Source organism: Ruegeria sp. BB5 (assembly GCF_056539405.1).
Window position 1 is genome coordinate 205,213 of record NZ_JBQFUX010000003.1, and the last position, 18,416, is coordinate 223,628.

Annotated in this window: 14 protein-coding genes; 10 read left to right on the forward strand and 4 right to left on the reverse strand. The window is 56.9% G+C overall.

Annotation, left to right across the window (positions count from 1 at the left end):
* Nucleotides 1-61 precede the first annotated feature (61 nt).
* The gene (locus tag ACR0DL_RS10755; RefSeq protein WP_480689051.1) at nucleotides 62-3,265 is read right to left on the reverse strand and encodes a beta strand repeat-containing protein; all 3,204 of its coding nucleotides are present in this window, start codon (nucleotides 3,263-3,265) and stop codon (nucleotides 62-64) included.
* 340 nt (nucleotides 3,266-3,605) lie between these two features.
* On the opposite strand from ACR0DL_RS10755, the gene ACR0DL_RS10760 reads away from it, so the two are divergent.
* The 7 genes from ACR0DL_RS10760 to ACR0DL_RS10790 all read left to right on the forward strand — a co-directional run bounded on the left by ACR0DL_RS10760 (nucleotide 3,606) and on the right by ACR0DL_RS10790 (nucleotide 11,421).
* Nucleotides 3,606-4,526, forward strand: coding sequence for a LysR family transcriptional regulator (locus ACR0DL_RS10760; RefSeq protein ID WP_480689053.1), 921 nt, complete (start codon nucleotides 3,606-3,608; stop codon nucleotides 4,524-4,526).
* 303 nt (nucleotides 4,527-4,829) lie between these two features.
* Nucleotides 4,830-6,413, forward strand: a complete 1,584-nt coding sequence (locus ACR0DL_RS10765) for an ABC transporter substrate-binding protein (protein ID WP_170350058.1) — start codon at nucleotides 4,830-4,832, stop codon at nucleotides 6,411-6,413.
* Between the two features lie 69 nt (nucleotides 6,414-6,482).
* Nucleotides 6,483-7,577 carry a M24 family metallopeptidase gene (locus ACR0DL_RS10770; protein ID WP_480689055.1) on the forward strand — a complete coding sequence of 365 codons (1,095 nt, stop codon included), beginning with the start codon at nucleotides 6,483-6,485 and terminating at the stop codon, nucleotides 7,575-7,577.
* Nucleotides 7,577-8,584, forward strand: a complete 1,008-nt coding sequence (locus tag ACR0DL_RS10775) for an ABC transporter permease subunit (protein ID WP_170350060.1) — start codon at nucleotides 7,577-7,579, stop codon at nucleotides 8,582-8,584. Before ACR0DL_RS10770 ends, ACR0DL_RS10775 begins: the two co-directional genes overlap by 1 nt.
* A complete protein-coding gene (locus ACR0DL_RS10780; RefSeq protein WP_170350061.1) occupies nucleotides 8,584-9,486 on the forward strand; it encodes an ABC transporter permease subunit in 903 nt (300 codons plus the stop codon). The genes ACR0DL_RS10775 and ACR0DL_RS10780 overlap by 1 nt, the downstream gene beginning before the upstream one ends.
* Before the next feature lie 4 nt (nucleotides 9,487-9,490).
* Nucleotides 9,491-10,468 carry an ABC transporter ATP-binding protein gene (locus ACR0DL_RS10785; RefSeq protein WP_170350062.1) on the forward strand — a complete coding sequence of 326 codons (978 nt, stop codon included), beginning with the start codon at nucleotides 9,491-9,493 and terminating at the stop codon, nucleotides 10,466-10,468.
* Entirely contained in the window at nucleotides 10,465-11,421 is a 957-nt protein-coding gene (locus tag ACR0DL_RS10790; protein WP_480689057.1) for an ABC transporter ATP-binding protein, read from the forward strand. The genes ACR0DL_RS10785 and ACR0DL_RS10790 overlap by 4 nt, the downstream gene beginning before the upstream one ends.
* 6 nt (nucleotides 11,422-11,427) lie before the next feature.
* Here ACR0DL_RS10790 and ACR0DL_RS10795 read toward each other — a convergent pair whose 3' ends face one another.
* Nucleotides 11,428-12,102: a GntR family transcriptional regulator gene (locus ACR0DL_RS10795; protein ID WP_170350064.1), complete on the reverse strand. Its 675-nt coding sequence runs from the start codon at nucleotides 12,100-12,102 to the stop codon at nucleotides 11,428-11,430.
* 231 nt (nucleotides 12,103-12,333) lie between these two features.
* Between ACR0DL_RS10795 and phnY the strand changes: the two genes are divergently transcribed.
* A complete protein-coding gene (phnY, locus tag ACR0DL_RS10800; RefSeq protein WP_480689059.1) occupies nucleotides 12,334-13,782 on the forward strand; it encodes a phosphonoacetaldehyde dehydrogenase in 1,449 nt (482 codons plus the stop codon).
* Between the two features lie 6 nt (nucleotides 13,783-13,788).
* Here the strand turns inward: phnY and ACR0DL_RS10805 are convergent, their stop codons facing one another.
* Entirely contained in the window at nucleotides 13,789-14,631 is an 843-nt protein-coding gene (locus ACR0DL_RS10805; RefSeq protein ID WP_170376832.1) for a fumarylacetoacetate hydrolase family protein, read from the reverse strand.
* Between the two features lie 288 nt (nucleotides 14,632-14,919).
* Here ACR0DL_RS10805 and ACR0DL_RS10810 point away from each other — a divergent pair, with 288 nt between their 5' ends.
* Both ACR0DL_RS10810 and ACR0DL_RS10815 read left to right on the forward strand, forming a co-directional pair.
* Nucleotides 14,920-15,564, forward strand: a complete 645-nt coding sequence (locus tag ACR0DL_RS10810) for a GNAT family N-acetyltransferase (protein WP_170350067.1) — start codon at nucleotides 14,920-14,922, stop codon at nucleotides 15,562-15,564.
* A gap of 143 nt (nucleotides 15,565-15,707) precedes the next feature.
* A complete protein-coding gene (locus ACR0DL_RS10815; protein ID WP_480689061.1) occupies nucleotides 15,708-17,426 on the forward strand; it encodes a tetratricopeptide repeat protein in 1,719 nt (572 codons plus the stop codon).
* A 71-nt stretch (nucleotides 17,427-17,497) separates the two neighbouring features.
* Here ACR0DL_RS10815 and ACR0DL_RS10820 read toward each other — a convergent pair whose 3' ends face one another.
* Nucleotides 17,498-18,388 (reverse strand): hypothetical protein, encoded by an 891-nt coding sequence (locus tag ACR0DL_RS10820; protein WP_480689063.1) that lies wholly within the window; start codon nucleotides 18,386-18,388, stop codon nucleotides 17,498-17,500.
* Nucleotides 18,389-18,416 lie beyond the last annotated feature (28 nt).

Below are 18,416 nucleotides of genomic sequence, written 5' to 3' on the forward strand. Positions count from 1 at the left end.
CGGATAGCCCTTTCCGGTTTGGCAAGCGGGGCGGCCACAAGACCGCCCCGTTGTGGATCGCTTAGGCGACGAAGTCGTCTTCGGTTAGGTCTGCGCTGTTGATCCCAGCCAGACGGACCGAGCCTTCGTTGCCAAAGGTGATCAGGGTGTCATTGCCATCCTGCGCGACATTCACCGCGCCGCCGAAATCGGGTCCGAGGTCGCCGAACTGCAGCTGATCGCGACCGATCTCAAAGTCCTGGATCACGTCATTGCCGAAGTCTTCACCGAACGAGAACGTGTCTCGTCCCAGCCCGCCGATGAGGATGTCATCACCACCTTCGCCCGAGATCAGGTCTCCGCCCGCGCCGCCATTCAGCACGTTGGACAGATCGCTGCCGACGATCACGTCGCCATCATCGGACCCGATGACGTTTTCAATGGACTGCAGCACGTCGGTCTCGAACTGGTTTTCGACAACGTCCTGACCGATGACACCGGTTCCCCCGGTCGCATTCACATCCAGCGTTGCACCTGCGTCGACCAGAGTGTCCTGCACCACCGGGCCGTTCACGCCCGCCGGAGCATTGTGCAGATGGATCGCCGAAACAGTGCCTGGGATTGGAGTGCCCAGCTCTGCCTCGCTGATGCCAACAACGCTCAGCTCGCTGGAATAGGTGACCTCACCAGTGTTCAGGTTCTGCGTGATGACAACGGTGGCCTCACCGGTCGCTTCGCTGTTTGACAGCGGCCCTGGCTCTTGCGCGGCGTCCAAACCGCCACTCAGGCTAACGGTGCGGATACCGTTTTCGGTCACGTCGCTGTCGACCGATAGCTGCCCGCGGATTTCACCCGCCGGGAACTGGTTGGTGTGGATGTTGTAGTAGAGGTTGCCTTGAACCGCCTGATCAACAAAACCGGCACCATCGGCAATATTAGACCCGAACTGATCCGGTGCCGCGACAACCGCATCGGTGACCGAGATGTTGAACCCGGTATCGCGGGTGGCAGTGCCATTGCCGTTGGCGTCCAGACGAACCTCGACCGCGACGTCCAGATCCGAGAAGTCGGCCGTGTCGATGCCGTCTCCACCGTCGATGAAGTCATTGCCCAGACCACCGGTCAGAACATTGTCGGCATCGCCGGCAATCAGAACGTCATCACCTGCGCCACCGTCGATGTCACCATTGGTAGTGCCCAGATCGACAAAGATATCGTCGCCATCGCTCAGCAGAACGTCACCGTTGATCACGCCGTCGTCGTCATTAACGATGGTGACGGTGCCTGCGTCCGAGGCGTCGATTGCGTTGACCGTGCCGCGGATTTCGCCCTCGTTCAGGACGGCACCAACAAGGTTCAGACCGCCATCAACGCGCAAGCCCGCCGCAGCGTCCGAGTCCTCGGATCCAGCGATCAGACCTTCGTTGACGACCACACCGGCAAAGGACGCGTCATCCTGGCTAGTGAACAGGCGCAAGCCATCGCCCACCTGGTTGCCCTCTGCGGCGTCTCCACGGCCTTGCAGCGTGCCTTCGTTGACGACAGCGGCCGAGACCACATCCCCAGATACATCGCCGGTTTGCAACGAGACGGCTGAGCCGTTATTGCCTTCGCCCGCGTCAACCAGACCGGTGTTGGTAAAGGTATAGTTGTCGGCGGTACCATCGGCATAAACCGTACCGTTGCGCTGGTTGCCGGTGCCCAGAATGTCACCTTCGTTGATGACCTCGAGCCCTTCTCCGTCAATATTCAGCGCGCGGCTGTCCGAGGTGACAGTACCCCGGTTGACGAAGGACCCGCCCGAATGATCGCCTGTGCCAAAGTAGACACCGTTCTGACCACCTGCAAAGACGGCGGTTTCCTCGTTGACCAGTTGGCCTTGGAAATTGACGTTGTTCACAGCGCGGAACGCGCCGACAGTGCCATTTGCACCTTCGGACGAGACCGAACCTGTGTTGGTGATCGTTCCGGTGAACAGAGCAGGGCCAAAGCCGCCGCCTTCCAGCCGGGCGCCTTCCAGACGGATGCCATCTCCGGCGGTGCCCAGACCAGCGCCTGCATTGCCGCGACCGGCGACGGAGCCTGCGTTGGTCACTTCAACCTCACCATTGCCTTCGGCAGACAGGGAAAGTGAAACGCCAGCGCCTTGGTTGCCTTCGCCCGCATCGATTGAGCCGGTTGCCAGGTTGTTGATCGAGAAATCAGACGCGGTGTCGTCGGCGTAGATCGTGCCGTTGCGCTGATCGCCAGAGCCCAGAATGTCACCGCCATTGACCAGATCAACGCCGGAGCCGTCGATATTAACCGCGCGGCTGCCTGATTGGATGGTGCCAAAGTTCAGCACATCCAGATCATGTTCGCCTTCACCGATATAGAGACCGTTGCGAGGTCCTTCGATCACACCGGTCGAGGTGTTCAGAATCCCACCTTCGGCATTTGCGCCATTGGCAATGCGAATACCGGCGGCGGTGCCCTGATTACTTTCGGTCGAAATCAGACCGCTATTGATGATCTCGGTTTCAAGAATGGCACCTTCGGCACCATCATCGATGCGGATGCCGTCTCCGGCCAGACCTGTATTTGCCGCCGCCTGACCGCGGCCTTGAATGGTCGCGCCAAAGCCGTTGAACACTTCGGTTTCCACGCGGTCTCCGAGCTCATCACCGACTTGCAGCGAAATACCGGCGCCCTGATTGCCGTCACCGGCATCAATCGTGGCGCCTGAGAAGTTCGAGATCGCAATATCCTCGGCGGTGCTGTTGGTATAGATCGTGCCGTTGCGCTGATCGCCGGTGCCGATGATGTCGCCAAAGTTGCGCACATCAATGCCCTGACCCTGAATATCAACCGCACGACTGTCCGAACTGATCACGCCGCCGCGGAAATTATCCAGGCTGCCAGAGCTGTCAGGCCCGGCAAACTGCACTCCGTTAAATTCCCCGGCTATCTCTCCGAAGTTTCGGACTGCGGCGCTGCCGGTCACCTGAACGCCGGTAGCCAGAACTTCGGGACCGTTAATTGCTTCGATCCGGCCCGAGGCAAAGTTGAAGATGTCGACATCCTCACCCTGCGCCTGCACAGCGGCCACGGCGTTGTTGGTGACTATCTCACCAAAGTTCAGCAGGCGCGAGAAATCATTGGCCAGCACAAAGGCCGGAGTGTCATCGACAACCGTGCTTTGGAAAAAGTTGTTCAAAAGGGTTTGGCCATCGCGGCTGGTCTCTTGTGCCAATGTGGACGTGGTTAAAAGACGTGCGCGTAAGCTTTCCATAAGTTGGGACAGCATGGGGGACTCCATCATGGGTTTGCGTAATGCGGTCCGCCCGCTGGTCTGGGCATTCCACGTAGCAAAGGGGTAGTCACCACCACGGCGCAGCTAAAATTCATCCTTCGAATTGGCGGTATAACCAATGCAAATAGTCACGGGTGGCGTGATCTCTGGCCACCGTGCCTCGTTTCTTTTCAATTGGTTACGTGGTAAATCTCCGCAGTGCCCTTCTATTCGATGGCGCGGATTGACGGTTTTGTCAGTGATTGTGATGCCGATTTCCTGCAGCGGCGCGCCGGTTGGCGTATGTAAAGGGCATCCCCAGCGGGATCGGGAAACGGATCACGGGCCCAAAACTATGAACTTCAGAGACCTGGAATATGTGCTTGCCATTGCCAGACACGGCCAGTTCAGTCAGGCGGCTGTGGCCTGCAATGTCTCGCAGCCCGCTTTGTCTAATCAGGTAAAGAAGCTGGAACAGGAATTGGGAACGGATCTGTTCCTGCGCCTGAATAGCGAAGTGCGCCCCACTGCCTGTGGCAATCGCGTGATCGCCATTGCCGAGCGTATCCTGAAAGACGCCCAGAACATCCGCGATACCGCGACTCAGTTTCGCAACCCCGAGGCAGTGCCTTTCAATATCGGTATGACCCCGACACTGGCCCCCTATCTGACGCAGTATTTTTCCGAGCTGTTCAGCGCGCTTTTTCCCAACATGCGTGTCACCATGGTCGAAGATCTGCCACAGAACATGTTGCAAATGGTTGAAGATCACACGCTGGACGTCGCCCTGGTGGCAAAGGTCAACAACAGCGAAGCGCTGGATTTCACCTCGATCTGGTCTGAACCCCTGTTTCTGGCCGTACGCGAGGGCCACCCGCTGTGCATGTTGCCATCTATCGCGCCAGAAGATGTGCCGGTGCATGATTTTATCCGGCTTCCCCATAGTTTTGGTTATGAACTGGAAGACCGGTTGCCTGAATCAGACCCCTCGAACCGGGCCAGCAAGCGGTTTGATCTAAGTGCGCTTCGGTTCGAGACGATCTGCCGCCATATCTGCCACTCGGATGATTGCACCATCGTCTCGGCATTGGCGGCGGAACAGTTCAAACGGGACAAGTGGCCTTTGTGCTTTGTCCCGTTCGAAGGCCCCGGCAATCTGCGAAACCTGGGCGCTGCAACGCGTCCGGGCTGTCCCCGCCGACCGCTATTGGACCGTATCGGTGCCTGTATCAATGAACGGCCACCTGTCGGGGTTACGCCCACTTTTTCACACTGACCGTCAACTGATCTCTTGTATCTTGACCTGCGATGGCGACCGTCACGCTGTCACGTAGCAAGACATGGGCCGTTAGGTCATGGTGATTATCCTCTTGCCCGAACGACCCAAAAGGCCGAACGTGTGGGGGTATCCGCCTTGTTAACGGGTTGCTCAAATTAGCGTGTGCAAGTCAGTTGACAATGGATTTTGTATTTTGGATACATTGGGCAGAGATATCGCGATGACACGAGTCGTCTAGGAATGCTCTGACCACAAAGAGCAACGCGAATGTCTGAATAAATTCATTTCTGGGAGACCCACATGAAACTGAAATTGATGGCCGCAACTGCTGCGATCGCCTTGTCGGCTGCCGCGGCACAGGCAAACACTCTGGTGTATTGCTCTGAAGGATCGCCCGAAGGGTTCGATCCGGCCCTGTTCACCGCCGGGACGACTTTTGATGCGTCTTCGCACCCGATCTACAACCGCCTGCTGGAATTCGAAACCGGAACGACCAACGTCATTCCCGGTCTGGCCGAAAGCGTCGAAGCCAGCGATGACGGTCTGGAGTACACGTTCAAGCTGCGTCAGGGCGTCAAGTTCCATTCCAACGACGAATTCACCCCGACCCGTGACTTTAACGCCGATGACGTGATCTTCTCGTTCATGCGTCAGAAGGACGAAGGTCACCCGTTCAATCAGGTGTCCGGCGGCACCTGGGAATACTTCCAGGGTATGGGCATGCCAGATCTGGTCGAGTCCATCGAAAAGGTCGATGACTATACGGTCAAATTCACTCTGACCAAGCCTGAAGCGCCGTTTGTGGCCAACATGGCGATGGATTTCGCCTCGATTCTGTCGGCCGAATATGCCGATGCGATGATGGCAGCAGGAACACCTGAAAAGCTGAACACTGCACCCATCGGCACTGGTCCGTTCTCGTTCGTGGCCTATCAGAAAGACGCCGTGATCCGCTATGCGCAGAATGCGGACTACTGGAAAGACCCGGCGGACGTGGAAAACCTGATCTTTGCGATCACTCCAGACGCTTCGGTTCGGTACCAAAAGCTGAAGGCTGGCGAATGCCACATCATGCCGTATCCGAACCCGGCTGACATTCAGGCGATGAAGGATGACGGCGACATCAACATGATGGAGCAGGAAGGCCTAAACGTCGGTTATCTGGCCTACAACACCACTATGGAGCCGTTCGACAATCCGAACGTCCGCAAGGCGTTGAACATGGCGATCGACAAAAACGCCATCATCGATGTGGTGTTCCAGGGCTCAGGCCAGGTGGCCAAGAACCCGATCCCGCCAACCATGTGGGGTTATAACGACGCCATCACCGATGATGCCTATGATCCCGAAGCGGCCAAGGCGATGCTGGAAGCCGAAGGTGTTTCCGATCTGTCGATGAAGATCTGGGCGATGCCGGTACAGCGTCCGTACAACCCGAACGCACGCCGCATGGCGGAGTTGATCCAGGCGGATTTTGCTAAGGTCGGTGTGGATGTTGAGATCGTGTCCTATGAATGGGGCGAGTATCTGTCGCGCTCGAAAGAACTGAACCGCGATGGCGCTGTTCTGCTGGGCTGGACCGGTGACAACGGTGATCCAGACAACTTCCTGGCCGTGCTTCTGGGCTGTGACGGTCGCGAAGCATCGAACCGGGCACAATGGTGCCACGAACCGTTCGAAGATCTGATCCTGAAAGCCAAGCAAACCACCGATCAGGCTGAACGCACCAAGCTGTATGAGGATGCTCAGGTCGTCTTCAAAGAGCAGGCGCCATGGGCCACCATCGCACACTCGGTCGTTTACATGCCGATGAGCAATAAGGTGCAGGGCTACAAGGTGCATCCGCTGGGTGGCCACATCTTCTATGGCGTGAGCGTCGAATAAATCACCACTCACTGACCGGAGCCGCCCAAATTGGCGGCTCCGGTTTTCTATTTCTGGAGGTCGGCGCGAATGCCGGATTTGTCCGAGTACCGTCAACTGGCAAAGGACATGTCAGTAGACGCCGTGGCGCTGGTGCCTGGCCCGAATTTCACCCGCGCTTTGGGAAAACCCTTCATGAGCCACGAACGGCCTTTCGTGGTTGTGATCCCAGCCGAAGGTGCCCCGGCCGCGATTGTGCCAAATCTTGAGCTGGGGTCATGGGCGCTGGTCGGGTTTGACGGCGCTGTCTTTGATTGGCGCGATCAAGCAGGCTATGACGAAGCCTTTGCGGCGCTGGCCGCGCATATGCCTCTGTCGTCACTGGCGGTCGAAGGTCAGGTGATGCGGGTTTTCGTATCAAAGGCGCTGACCCGCGCGATGCCCAACTTGCGCATTGTAGACGGCGAGCGTGAGATTTCCGGTCTGCGTATCATCAAGACCGATGAGGACATCGCGGCGCTACAGGCGGCAATTGATATCTCGGAGCGAGCGCTGGCGCGCGTCATCGAAGATGTGCGTATCGGTCAGACCGAGGTTCAGATCGAACAGGCCCTGATCCAGGCGTTGTTTGCCGAAGGCGCCGCCTCCTTGGCTTTTGCGCCGATTGTCGCCGCGGGCGATAACTCGGCTCAACCGCATGGCAAGGCGCGGGCGGACTACAGGATCAAACCCGGCGACGCGCTGTTGTTCGATTTCGGTGCCCGCAAACACGGTTTTGCCGCCGATATTACCCGGACCTTTTTCGTCAAAGAGGTCTCGGGCGAGGGCAGGGCGGTCTACGATACAGTCTTGCGCGCCAATCTCGCCGGTTTCGAGGCCTGCCGCCCCGGGGTGACCGCGCACGATATCGACGACGCGGTCATCAGCGTGCTTGAGGCCTCGCCTTTTGCCGACCGCATCCGCACCAAGACCGGACATGGTCTGGGCCGGGACGTCCACGAGGCACCGTATATCATGCGCGGGAATGACCAGAAAATCTTGCCCGGAATGGTTTGGACTAACGAACCGGGCCTTTATGATCTGGACAATTTCGGCGTTCGCATAGAAGATGACGTGCTTGTTACACGGGATGGCTGCCGGTCGCTGACCCGCTTTCCCAAAGATCTCACAATCATAGGTCGCTGATGTTTGGCTACTTACTCACACGCCTTGGCATGTTCGTTCCGACATTTCTGGGCGTGACGCTGATTTCCTTCATGTTCATCCGGGTTCTGCCCGGTGATCCCATCATCGTCATGGCTGGCGAACGCGGCATGACCGAGGAACGCTATCAGGAGATGGTCGAGAAGCTGGGCTTCGACAAACCGGTCCTGCAACAATACTGGGATTACCTTGTCGGCGTCCTGCATGGCGATCTGGGCGAGAGCTTTGTCACCAAAAAGCCGGTCTGGGATGAGTTCTTCGCCTTGTTCCCTGCCACGCTGGAGCTGTCGCTTTGTGCAATGATCTTTGCGGTGGCACTGGGATTGCCTGCCGGCGTGATCGCGGCGGTGAACAGGGGCAAGTTCTTCGATCGGGCGCTGATGTCGTCAGCCTTGGTCGGGTATTCGATGCCGATCTTCTGGTGGGCGTTGCTGCTGATCATCGTGTTCTCGGGCAATCTGGGCTGGACGCCAGTCTCGGGTCGGATTGACCTGCTGTATTATTTCCCGAGTGTCACCGGTTTCATGCTGATCGACAGCCTGCTGTCTGGGCAGCCGGGAGCGTTTGGGTCGGCCGTGAGGCACCTAATCCTGCCGACGATCGTACTGGGCACCATCCCGCTGGCGGTCATTGCACGTCAGACACGCTCGGCCATGCTTGAGGTTTTGGGCGAGGATTACATCCGCACTGCCCGCGCCAAGGGTCTGGCGCCGACACGGATCAACGGGCTGCATGCGCTGCGCAATGCGTTGATCCCGGTGATTACCGTGATCGGCCTGTCGGTCGGTACCTTGCTTGCCGGGGCGATCCTGACCGAGACGATTTTTAGCTGGCCGGGTATCGGCAAGTGGATGGTCGATAGCATTTTCCGCCGTGACTATCCGGTGGTGCAGGGTGGCCTGTTGATGATCGCGGTGATTGTCATGCTGGTGAACCTGCTGGTCGATGTCCTCTACGGCATCATCAACCCCAAAATCCGGAGGCGGTGATGGCTGAACTATCCGCAACCCCACCCAAAACCGAAGACCGCCCCAGCGCATTGCGCGAGTTCTGGTATTACTTCAGCGAAAACCGCGGCGCGGTCATGGGGCTTTGGGTTTTTGCCGCGTTTGTCTTGTGCGCCGCCTTCGCTCCGCTGCTGGCGCCTTACGATCCGACGGAACAGTTCCGCAATCACATCCTGCAGCCCCCGGCGTGGCAAGAGGGTGGCAGCTGGGCCTTTCCGCTGGGCACTGACCCACTGGGCCGGGATATGCTGTCGCGCCTGATCATGGGATCCCGCTATTCCTTCTTTGTCGGCATCGTTGTGGTCTGTGTGGCCGTGACAGGCGGTGTGATCATTGGTTTGTTGTCCGGCTTTGCACCCAAATGGGTTGATACGATGATCATGCGGGTGATGGATATCATTCTGTCCTTCCCGTCGCTACTGCTGGCATTGGTACTGGTCGCCATACTCGGGCCCTCGCTGACCAACGCCATGATCGCCATCGCCATCGTTTTTCAGCCGCACTACGTGCGTCTGACCCGTGCCTCGGTCTTGTCTGAACGGCAGAAGGATTATGTCACCTCGGCCCGCGTGGCAGGTGCCAGCAAAGCGCGGCTGATGTTTAAGACCGTGCTGCCCAATTGCCTGGCCCCGATCATCGTGCAGGCGGCGCTGTCCTTCTCGACCGCCATTCTGGACGCCGCAGCCCTTGGCTTTCTGGGCATGGGCGCACAGCCGCCCACGCCGGAATGGGGCACCATGCTAGCCGAAGCGCGAGAGTTCATTCTTCGTGCTTGGTGGGTTGTGACATTCCCCGGCCTGGCCATCCTGGTCACCGTGCTGGCCATCAACCTGATGGGCGACGGTCTGCGCGACGCGCTGGACCCGAAACTAAAGCGGAGCTGACGACATGAGCCTGTTGGACATCCGAAACCTCACCGTCGAATTCGCCACCGCTTCGGGGAAATTCCGCGCCGTGGATGGCGTCGATCTGTCCGTCGACAAGGGTGAGCTTATGGCCATCGTCGGCGAAAGCGGCTCGGGTAAATCCGTGTCGATGCTGGCGTTGATGGGCCTGCTGCCATGGACGGCTACGATCACCGCCGATCAACTGAGTTTTGAAGGCATCGACCTCACCAAAATTTCGGCTCGTGACCGCCGTAAGATTATCGGCAAAGACATCGCCATGATCTTTCAAGAGCCGATGTCGTCACTGAACCCCTGTTTCACAGTCGGCTTCCAGATCAAGGAAGCCTTGCGGATTCACCTCGGCCTGAATCGCAGGGATCGCCACCAGCGCGCCATCGAGCTGTTTGATCAGGTCGGTATCCCGGCCCCCGAAAGCCGCTTGAACACTTTTCCGCACCAGATGTCGGGCGGGATGAACCAGCGCGTCATGATTGCCATGGCCATTGCCTGCAATCCCAAGCTGCTGATCGCAGATGAGCCGACAACAGCGCTGGACGTGACCATTCAGGCGCAAATTTTGGACCTGTTGGTTCGGCTGCGGGACGAACAAGGGATGGGGCTGGTACTGATCACGCACGATATGGGTGTGGTCGCTGAAACCGCTGAACGGGTTCAGGTGCAATATGCCGGTCAAAAGGTCGAGGAGCAGCCAGTCAAGGACTTGTTCCGCACCCCGCGCCACCCCTATACGGCTGCCTTGCTGAGCGCGTTGCCAGAACGGGCGACCTCGAAACTGTTGCCGACTATTCCTGGTGTTGTGCCCGGTCAGTTCGACCGGCCCAAAGGCTGCCTGTTCAGCCCCAGATGCCAATATGCGGACGACCTCTGCCGATCTCTGCCGCCAACCCCGCACAGCGCGGATTTCGGTAAGGCCCGTTGCCATTATGTTGAAAAGATAACCGCCGGAGAACTGGCATGACCGCCCCCATCGTTCAGGCCAGCGCATTGGCCAGATTCTATTCTGTCAAAGGCGGATTGCTGTCGAAACCGGCAACGGTCAAGGCGCTGTCAGGTGTGGATTTTGACCTGCAACCCGGCAAAACACTGGCGATTGTCGGAGAATCCGGCTGCGGAAAATCCACGCTGGCGCGCGTGGTAACGATGATCGAAGAACCGACCTCGGGCAGCCTGACCATTGATGGGGTCGACATTACCCCGTCGAAATGGGCGCAAATGCGCGAGACGGTGCAGATCGTGTTTCAAGACCCCTATGGTTCGCTCAACCCGCGTCAGCGGATCGGGCAGATCCTGCAGGAACCGCTGATCATCAACCGCCCCGACATGTCTGCCGCCGACCGCGATGCCCGAGCGCGTGAGATGATTGACCTTGTCGGCCTGCGCCCCGAGCACTACGACCGCTATCCGCACATGTTCTCAGGCGGTCAGCGCCAGCGCATCGCCATTGCCCGCGCGCTGATGCTGAACCCCAAAGTACTTGTGTTGGACGAACCGGTCTCGGCGCTGGACGTGTCGATCCAATCGCAGATTCTGAACCTGCTGGTCGAGTTGCAGGAGCGTTTGAACCTTGCCTATCTGTTCATCTCGCACGACCTGTCGGTGGTAAAACACTTCGCAGATGATGTGATCGTCATGTATTTGGGCCGCGCGGTTGAAAAAGCCCCGAAAGAGTTGCTGTTCGCCGCGCCCCGTCATCCCTATTCGAAGGCTCTGTTGTCTACGACACCCCGCGCTGACCCTGAAGCCCGGAAAGAGCGGATCAAGCTGGAAGGTGAATTGCCGTCCCCGATGAATATCCCCAAGGGCTGTGCCTTTGCGCAGCGGTGCTGGCTGGCCACCGAAGAATGCCGCGCCGCGCCGCCCGAGCTGAGCGGAGACAGGCATCAGGTCGCTTGCCTGCACCCGTTGGACTAAACCCGCTTATTCGGTTTTACGCGTCGCCGTAATCATGGCTAGCAATTGTTCCTTGGTGCGCTGGATATGCCGGGTCAGCAGGTCACAGGCATCATCGACCCGCCCCGCACGGGCCAGCGACAATAGCTCGCGGTGGTCTTTCTTGGCGGGTTCGCGTTGCTCCATTACACTTAGATGCATGCGAACATAGCGGTCGGACTGCACGTTTACCCGCTGAAGGATTTCGTTGCTCAGCCCGCGACCGGCAGCGGCGTAAAGCGCCATGTGATATTCATTGTTCAAGCTGCCCCAGCGGCCCACATCATATGCATCATAGGACTTTTCCATCGCATCCAGAATCCGATCGCATTCGTTGAAATCGGCGGCAGTCATCTGCTGAATGGCGCGTTTGAAAAGATCCACCTCAAGCAAGACCCGCAGGTCGAAAATCTCTCCGATTTCGGACAGGGAATGCGATGTGACCGCAGCACCTCGGTTGTTGGTTAGCTGCACGAGGCCCTCGGCATCCAGCCGTTTCAGCGCCTCGCGGATCGGCATGCGCGAGACGTCGTAATCCTCAGCCAGTGCCTCTTGACGAATGGTTTCACCTTCGGCGATTTCACCGCTCAGAATCCGCTCGCGCAGATCGTTGGTGATGACGTCGGGCAGGCTTTGTCGGGGGATCGCACGCGTTCTGGGCATTCACTTCGTCTCGGGTACTGGAAACTTGTATCCAAAATACAAAATGCCTGAACAATTTCCAAGCCCTTTGCATTAAGGATAACAATTAGGTGTCGCACGGATTCTGGCGGACCATGAGCAGGGATTTCTCTGGTACGAAAATGGCGTTCTGACGGTACGAGACGAATTACAGGATAATTGACGTATTTATCTATGAAACAAAAGCGGCGCTTAAGAAAAATGGACGGGATCATGAATACATCCGACATTCGCAACGAAGGCATGCGCATCGGGGGGCAGATCGTTTTTACCGAGGCTACGGTTCCCGTTCACTACCCCTATACCAACGAGGTTATTGGCACGGTGCCAGCAGGCACCGCCGAACACGCACGCAAGGCTTTTGAGGTCGCTGCAAGTTATACCCCCAAGCTTACCCGGTACGAACGCAGCCAGATTCTGCAGCGCGCAGGTGAATTGATTGGTGAAAAACGCGACGATCTGGCGAAGTGGCTGACGCTGGAACTTGGCATCTGCCACCAGCATGCGATTTACGAAACCAAGCGGGCGCAGGATGTATTTCAGTTCGCCGCAGCCGAAGCGCTGAAGGATGATGGTGAGGTGTTCTCGTGCGATCTGACCCATAATGGCAAGCAGCGGAAGATTTTCACTAAACGCGAACCGGTCAAAGCCATCAGCGCGATCACGCCCTTCAACCACCCCCTGAACATGGTCAGCCACAAGGTTGCCCCGTCGATTGCCACCAACAATTGCATGGTCTGCAAACCGACCGAATTGACCCCGCTGACAGCGCTGACACTGGCTGACATCCTGTACGAGGCAGGGTTGCCGACCGAGATGTTCCAGGTGGTCACTGGCTGGCCACAGGACATTGGTGATGAGATGGTCACCAATGAAAACATCGACATCATCACCTTCACGGGTGGGGTGCCGGTGGGCAAAATGATTGCTGAAAAAGCGGGGTTTAAACGTCAGGCGCTAGAGTTGGGCGGTAACGATCCCCTGATCGTCTTGAACGATCTGAGCGAGGCCGATCTGGACCGGGCCGCAGCCATCGCCGTGGCCGGGGCCACTGGCAATTCCGGGCAGCGTTGCACGGCGATCAAACGTATTCTCGTACAGGAAAGCGTGGCGGATAGATTTGTGCCGTTGGTTCTGGAAAAGGCCAAGGCCATTCGCTTTGGCGATCCGCAGGATCCTGAAACGCAACTGGGCTGCGTGATCCATTCCGAGGCTGCGGAACTGTTCGAAAAACGTGTTTACATGGCTGAAGGCGAGGGCGCGGTGATTCTCTATCACCCCGGTCGTCAGGGCGCGCTTTTGCCGCCGATTGTCGTCGACAAGGTTCCCCACACCAGCGAGCTGGTGATGGAGGAAACCTTCGGTCCCATCATACCCATCGTCCGCGTGCCAGATGATGACGCCAAGGTCATGGAAATCTCAAACGGAACTGCGTTTGGCCTGTCCTCGGGCGTCTGCACCAACGATCTGAACCGCGCGATTGCCTATATCAATGGTCTGAATGTCGGAACCTGCAATATCTGGGAACAACCCGGGTACCGGATCGAAATGTCGCCTTTTGGGGGCATCAAGGACAGCGGCAACGGGGTCAAAGAAGGGGTCATCGAGGCGATGAAATTCTTCACCAACGTCAAGACCTATTCCTTGCCCTGGCCAGAGTAAGGGTGTTCAGCCCTGCACTACGTCCTGTCGTTGTACGCCCAGCCCTTGGACGCCCAATTCCATCTTGTCACCGGGTTTCAGATAGATTTGAGGGGTCCGTCCCATACCCACACCCGGTGGTGTTCCGGTTGAAATCACATCCCCCGGCTGCAGTGACATGAACTGCGACAGGTGCGAAATGACTGTGGCCACACTGAAATGCATCGTATTGGTCGAACCATCCTGATAGCGATGCCCGTTCACCTCAAGATACATCTGCAGATTCTGTGGATCGGCGATCTCGTCCCGGGTGACCAGCCAGGGTCCGATCGGGCCGAACGTGTCGGCCGATTTACCTTTGACCCACTGGCCCGAGCGGTGGAGTTGAAAATCCCGTTCGGACAAATCGTTGATCACACAATATCCGGCTACGTGGTCAAGCGCCTCGGCCTCGGAAATATATTTGGTGTGCTTGCCGATGACGACGCCCAGTTCAACCTCCCAATCGGTCTTGACCGAACCGCGCGGGATTTCGACAGTGTCATTCGGACCTACGATGGCAGAGGTCGCCTTGAAGAAAACCACCGGCTCGTCGGGCAGGTCCAGACCGCTTTCGGCTGCGTGATCGGCATAGTTCAGGCCGATGCAGGCGAATTTACCAACATTCCCGACACACGCCCCAATCCGCGGATCACCGTCGACGACAGGCAATGTTCCAAGGTCGAGCCCACGCAGCCGCGCCATGCTTTCATCGCCAAGCATCGCACCAGTTACATCGTCAACAATCCCCGACAGATCGCGGATTTTACCGGCCTCATCCAGAATACCGGGCTTTTCCGCGCCAACCGGCCCATAGCGTAACAGCTTCATATCCTGTTCCCTTTCAACTCAGTTGGTCCAGCCGCCGACGACGGCAATAGGCTGTTCGATGTGACCAAATCACCGCCGCCTTGGGCGTGCAATAGACAAACCGGAGCGGTGCATACTTCAGGGTCGTGCGACCAAGGGCATGTTGATCTTCGGCACGTCGGGGTCTGATCTTCGCAACCATAGGTATATAATCGCCGGGCCGCTTTTTTCTCATTTCGTATTTGCTGCCTATGTATGTTAGGCTCTGGGGTGTATATTTTCTGATATTAGTTAAAGGTAGTTGGTCCATTGTCAGACAAGTCCGACAGCGTATTCAAACTGCGCCCACTTGAAAAAGCAGATCTGGAGGTAATCACACCCTGGTTTCAGGATATCGAGGACCTCGGCCGATTTGATCGTACATCGCGGATTCCGTTCAACCTTGCGCAAACCGAAGACGTCTGGCGCGATGCATTTAGCGCGTCAGGCGGCAGCGGAAAGTGCTGGTTCGTTGTCGTCTCCAATAGCGGACAAGTGGTGGGGATTGTTGGGCTCGAGGCGATTTCCCCGGTAAACCGGGACGCGGTCATCGCCATGTTTGTCGAAAAATCGGTTCGGCGTTTGGGCCTTGCCATCAGAGCGACGGCACTGGTGGCGGATTTTGCATTCCGTCAACTGGGTTTGAACAGGCTGACCTCGTATTACAGGCAGGATAATCATATCAGCCGCGACCTTGTGGAAAGACTGGGATGTCAGGTCGAAGGTACCATGCGGCAAGCCTGGTATGCAGACGGAACGTTTCATGACATGATTGTTGTTGGACTTCTCCGTCAGGATTGGATGAATACTCGTCCAACCCTGGCAAAAAGCATTAGCTCAGAAACAGTTGTGACTTTCGGAGAGAACGGGTGCCCAAGCTGGTCTTGGCCACCACAGGTTGATAAGTGTGACTAACGGGGTGTGCAATTGCTCTGCAAGCGCAGAGGCACATTTTGCTATAAGGTGACCATAGGGTTCGAACGCAGCCCCTAATACGAGTTATGAATGTGAACACCAAGAGTCCAAACTCTTCCATAACGCAGAAGCTGGGTGCAGTCTTGTTTGCCGATGTCGTCGGGTATTCCCGCCTGATGAGTGAGAACGAGCTGGACACCTATAACGCATTGAAATCGTTGATTTCTCATCTTGAAGAGACCTGCGCGCGTTTTCAGGGCCGGGTGGTCGAGGTGCGCGGCGATGGTATTCTGGCTTTGTTCGAAACTGCCACCAGTGCCGTGGAGTTCGGCGTCGAACTGCACCGCATTGCCAGCCAGCACAATCAGGATCGCGCCGAAAATCAACGAATCAACTTTCGCGCGGGCGTCCATCTGGGCGAAATCCTGATCGACGATCGCGGCATTCATGGCGACAATGTGAATATCGCGGCGCGTCTTCAGGAAATTGCTGAACCAGAAAGGGTTTACGTCAGTTCCGCCGTTTATGATCAGGTCTGTAACCGGCTGCGCTATGGTTATGAATTTCTCGGTCCGCAACACCTGAAGAACATCCTTGCGCCTGTCTCGACCTATTGTGTCCGCAGCGAAGTCGCTGGCGCCACAATGGCTGGAACGATGCGGCCGGATATGCCAGGAAATATTCTGGAACGTCCCGATACGCCCTCGGTGGCGGTTCTGCCCTTCAGCAGTAATGGCGGAGACGAATCCGACAGCTGGATTGCCGAAGGGCTGACCGACGACATCATCATGAACCTGTCCAAATTCCGCAATCTGTTCGTAATCGCGCGGAACTCGTCCTTTTTCTTCAAGACGCAGGGGATGCCACCGAAAGAGGCCGCGCAAAAGCTCAACGTGCGGTATATCGCGCGGGGCAGCGTGCGTCGCTCGGCCAGCCGCATTCGGATCACGGCCGAACTGATCGATGCCTCAACCGAACGCACCATCTGGGGTGAGCGGTTTGATCGTAATATCGACGATATTTTCGACATTCTGGATGAGGTGACCGAGTGCATCGTGGCCGCAACCGCGGTGATGATCGAGTCGCATGAAAAGCAGCGGATGATCCAGTCGATCCCATCCGACCTCGAGGCTTATGGCTCTGTTTTGCAGGGCCAGTATCACATCTTCAAATACACCCGGAATGACAACCGGAAGGCGCAAAACTTCTATCAGAACGCGCTGGATCGGGATGGGGGCTATGCGCGCGCCGCTGCCGCGTTGTCGCGGACGTTGAACATCGACTGGCGCTATTCCTGGTCCGAAGATCCTACGCAAGCACTGGATCAGGCGCTGACTTTCGCACAGCGGGCGATTGAACTGGATCCCACGGACGCGCGCGGTTTTGGTGAATTGGGGTATGTCCACCTATACCGCAAGGAACATGACGCGGCCCTACAGTCGTATAGGCGGGCGTTGGCATTGAATCCCAACGACGCCGATATGCATTCAGATTATGCCGACGCGCTGGCTCACTACGGTGACAACGAAACGGCAATCACTCATCTGCAGCAGGCGATGCGGTTGAATCCATACTTCCCGGACCAATACTTATGGCATCTGGGTGGGGCATATTTCAATCTCAGGCAGTATCAAGACGCCATCGACGCCGTAAACAAGATGAACAACCCTACAGAAGGGCAACGTTTGCTGGCAGCAAGCTATGCACAACTTGGTGAAACCGACATTGCGCGTCAGATCGCGGATAAGCACCGTGTCGCGCATCCTAATTTTTCACTGGCACGTTGGGAAACCGTGCAGCCGGACAAGCTGGAAGAAGACACGCAACATTTTGTTGGGGGCTTGAAAAAGGCAGGTTTCTGAAAAAGACAGGCCCTGTTGAACCAGGACCTGTCGCAATCTTTAGTGATGTGAACCTTGGGTTCGATTCCGCGTCAGTCTTCTGAACCCCGTGCACGTGCGCCACTGACTCTGGCTCCGCTCACGCGTGCGCCGCTAACCCTGGCACCACTTACGCGAGCGCCGCTAACCCTGGCACCACTTACGCGTGCGCCGCTGATTGCTGGGCTGTCGAAGCCGAAATAGATATCCAGCAGAACCTGTTCGAATTGACCAGTCGTTACATCCATGCGGACGGTGTAATCGGCCTTATCATAATCCCAGACGCGAATATCATCGGCAAATTGATAATCGGCGGTCGCCACCCCGGTTAGATCAGGTTTATTGGGCGCGCGCGATCTTAGATTGCCCGGCGCGTCATCCATACCGCCTTTGCGGTTAACGGATTCTCCATCGCCGTGAACCAGAAAAATCGATGGCTCGGGCAGCTCATAGTAGACGCCCTCGTAAGAGAACCCGAAAATTTTCGCGAACCGAGCCCCACTGCTATACTGATCGCCCAGAAAATTATTTGCGCCCTTACCTCGGGGGCGGGTGCCTTTGTTAACAAAATTCTGCGGATCGGCCGCTGCCGTCACTTTTTGAGTTTGCTTCCAAAATGTACGTTCGAATTCATCACCATCCCGTACAAACACGAAATCACCCTTGCCAACCGTCTTTCGGTCATCAAGGATAAATCCACCGGCGTTGTTGGGGTCTTCTTTCACCTTGTACCAACCAGAAATATTGTCGTTTCCGGTTTCCACCAAAACCTTGGTGCCTACTTTGATAGTAACACCATCAATTTCGTCCCCTATGGGAGGTAAGCTATTACCGTTAGTTTTGATTGCGACATGGACCTTTTTGAAACCTCTTTTTAGTTTCAAGTCTTCAACAATACGGCCAAATATCAACACTTCTGAAAAACTGAGTAATGATTCAGACATAGCATTCTCTCCCAACTAACGGATCGAC

What these genes read in the sequence shown, in the direction of transcription:
- ACR0DL_RS10755 (WP_480689051.1), bottom strand. Translation starts at nt 3,265, where the DNA reads ATGCTGTCCCAACTTATGGAAAGCTTACGCGCACGTCTTTTAACCACG.
- ACR0DL_RS10760 (WP_480689053.1), top strand. Translation starts at nt 3,606, where the DNA reads ATGAACTTCAGAGACCTGGAATATGTGCTTGCCATTGCCAGACACGGC.
- ACR0DL_RS10765 (WP_170350058.1), top strand. Translation starts at nt 4,830, where the DNA reads ATGAAACTGAAATTGATGGCCGCAACTGCTGCGATCGCCTTGTCGGCT.
- ACR0DL_RS10770 (WP_480689055.1), top strand. Translation starts at nt 6,483, where the DNA reads ATGCCGGATTTGTCCGAGTACCGTCAACTGGCAAAGGACATGTCAGTA.
- ACR0DL_RS10775 (WP_170350060.1), top strand. Translation starts at nt 7,577, where the DNA reads ATGTTTGGCTACTTACTCACACGCCTTGGCATGTTCGTTCCGACATTT.
- ACR0DL_RS10780 (WP_170350061.1), top strand. Translation starts at nt 8,584, where the DNA reads ATGGCTGAACTATCCGCAACCCCACCCAAAACCGAAGACCGCCCCAGC.
- ACR0DL_RS10785 (WP_170350062.1), top strand. Translation starts at nt 9,491, where the DNA reads ATGAGCCTGTTGGACATCCGAAACCTCACCGTCGAATTCGCCACCGCT.
- ACR0DL_RS10790 (WP_480689057.1), top strand. Translation starts at nt 10,465, where the DNA reads ATGACCGCCCCCATCGTTCAGGCCAGCGCATTGGCCAGATTCTATTCT.
- ACR0DL_RS10795 (WP_170350064.1), bottom strand. Translation starts at nt 12,102, where the DNA reads ATGCCCAGAACGCGTGCGATCCCCCGACAAAGCCTGCCCGACGTCATC.
- phnY (WP_480689059.1), top strand. Translation starts at nt 12,334, where the DNA reads ATGAATACATCCGACATTCGCAACGAAGGCATGCGCATCGGGGGGCAG.
- ACR0DL_RS10805 (WP_170376832.1), bottom strand. Translation starts at nt 14,631, where the DNA reads ATGAAGCTGTTACGCTATGGGCCGGTTGGCGCGGAAAAGCCCGGTATT.
- ACR0DL_RS10820 (WP_480689063.1), bottom strand. Translation starts at nt 18,388, where the DNA reads ATGTCTGAATCATTACTCAGTTTTTCAGAAGTGTTGATATTTGGCCGT.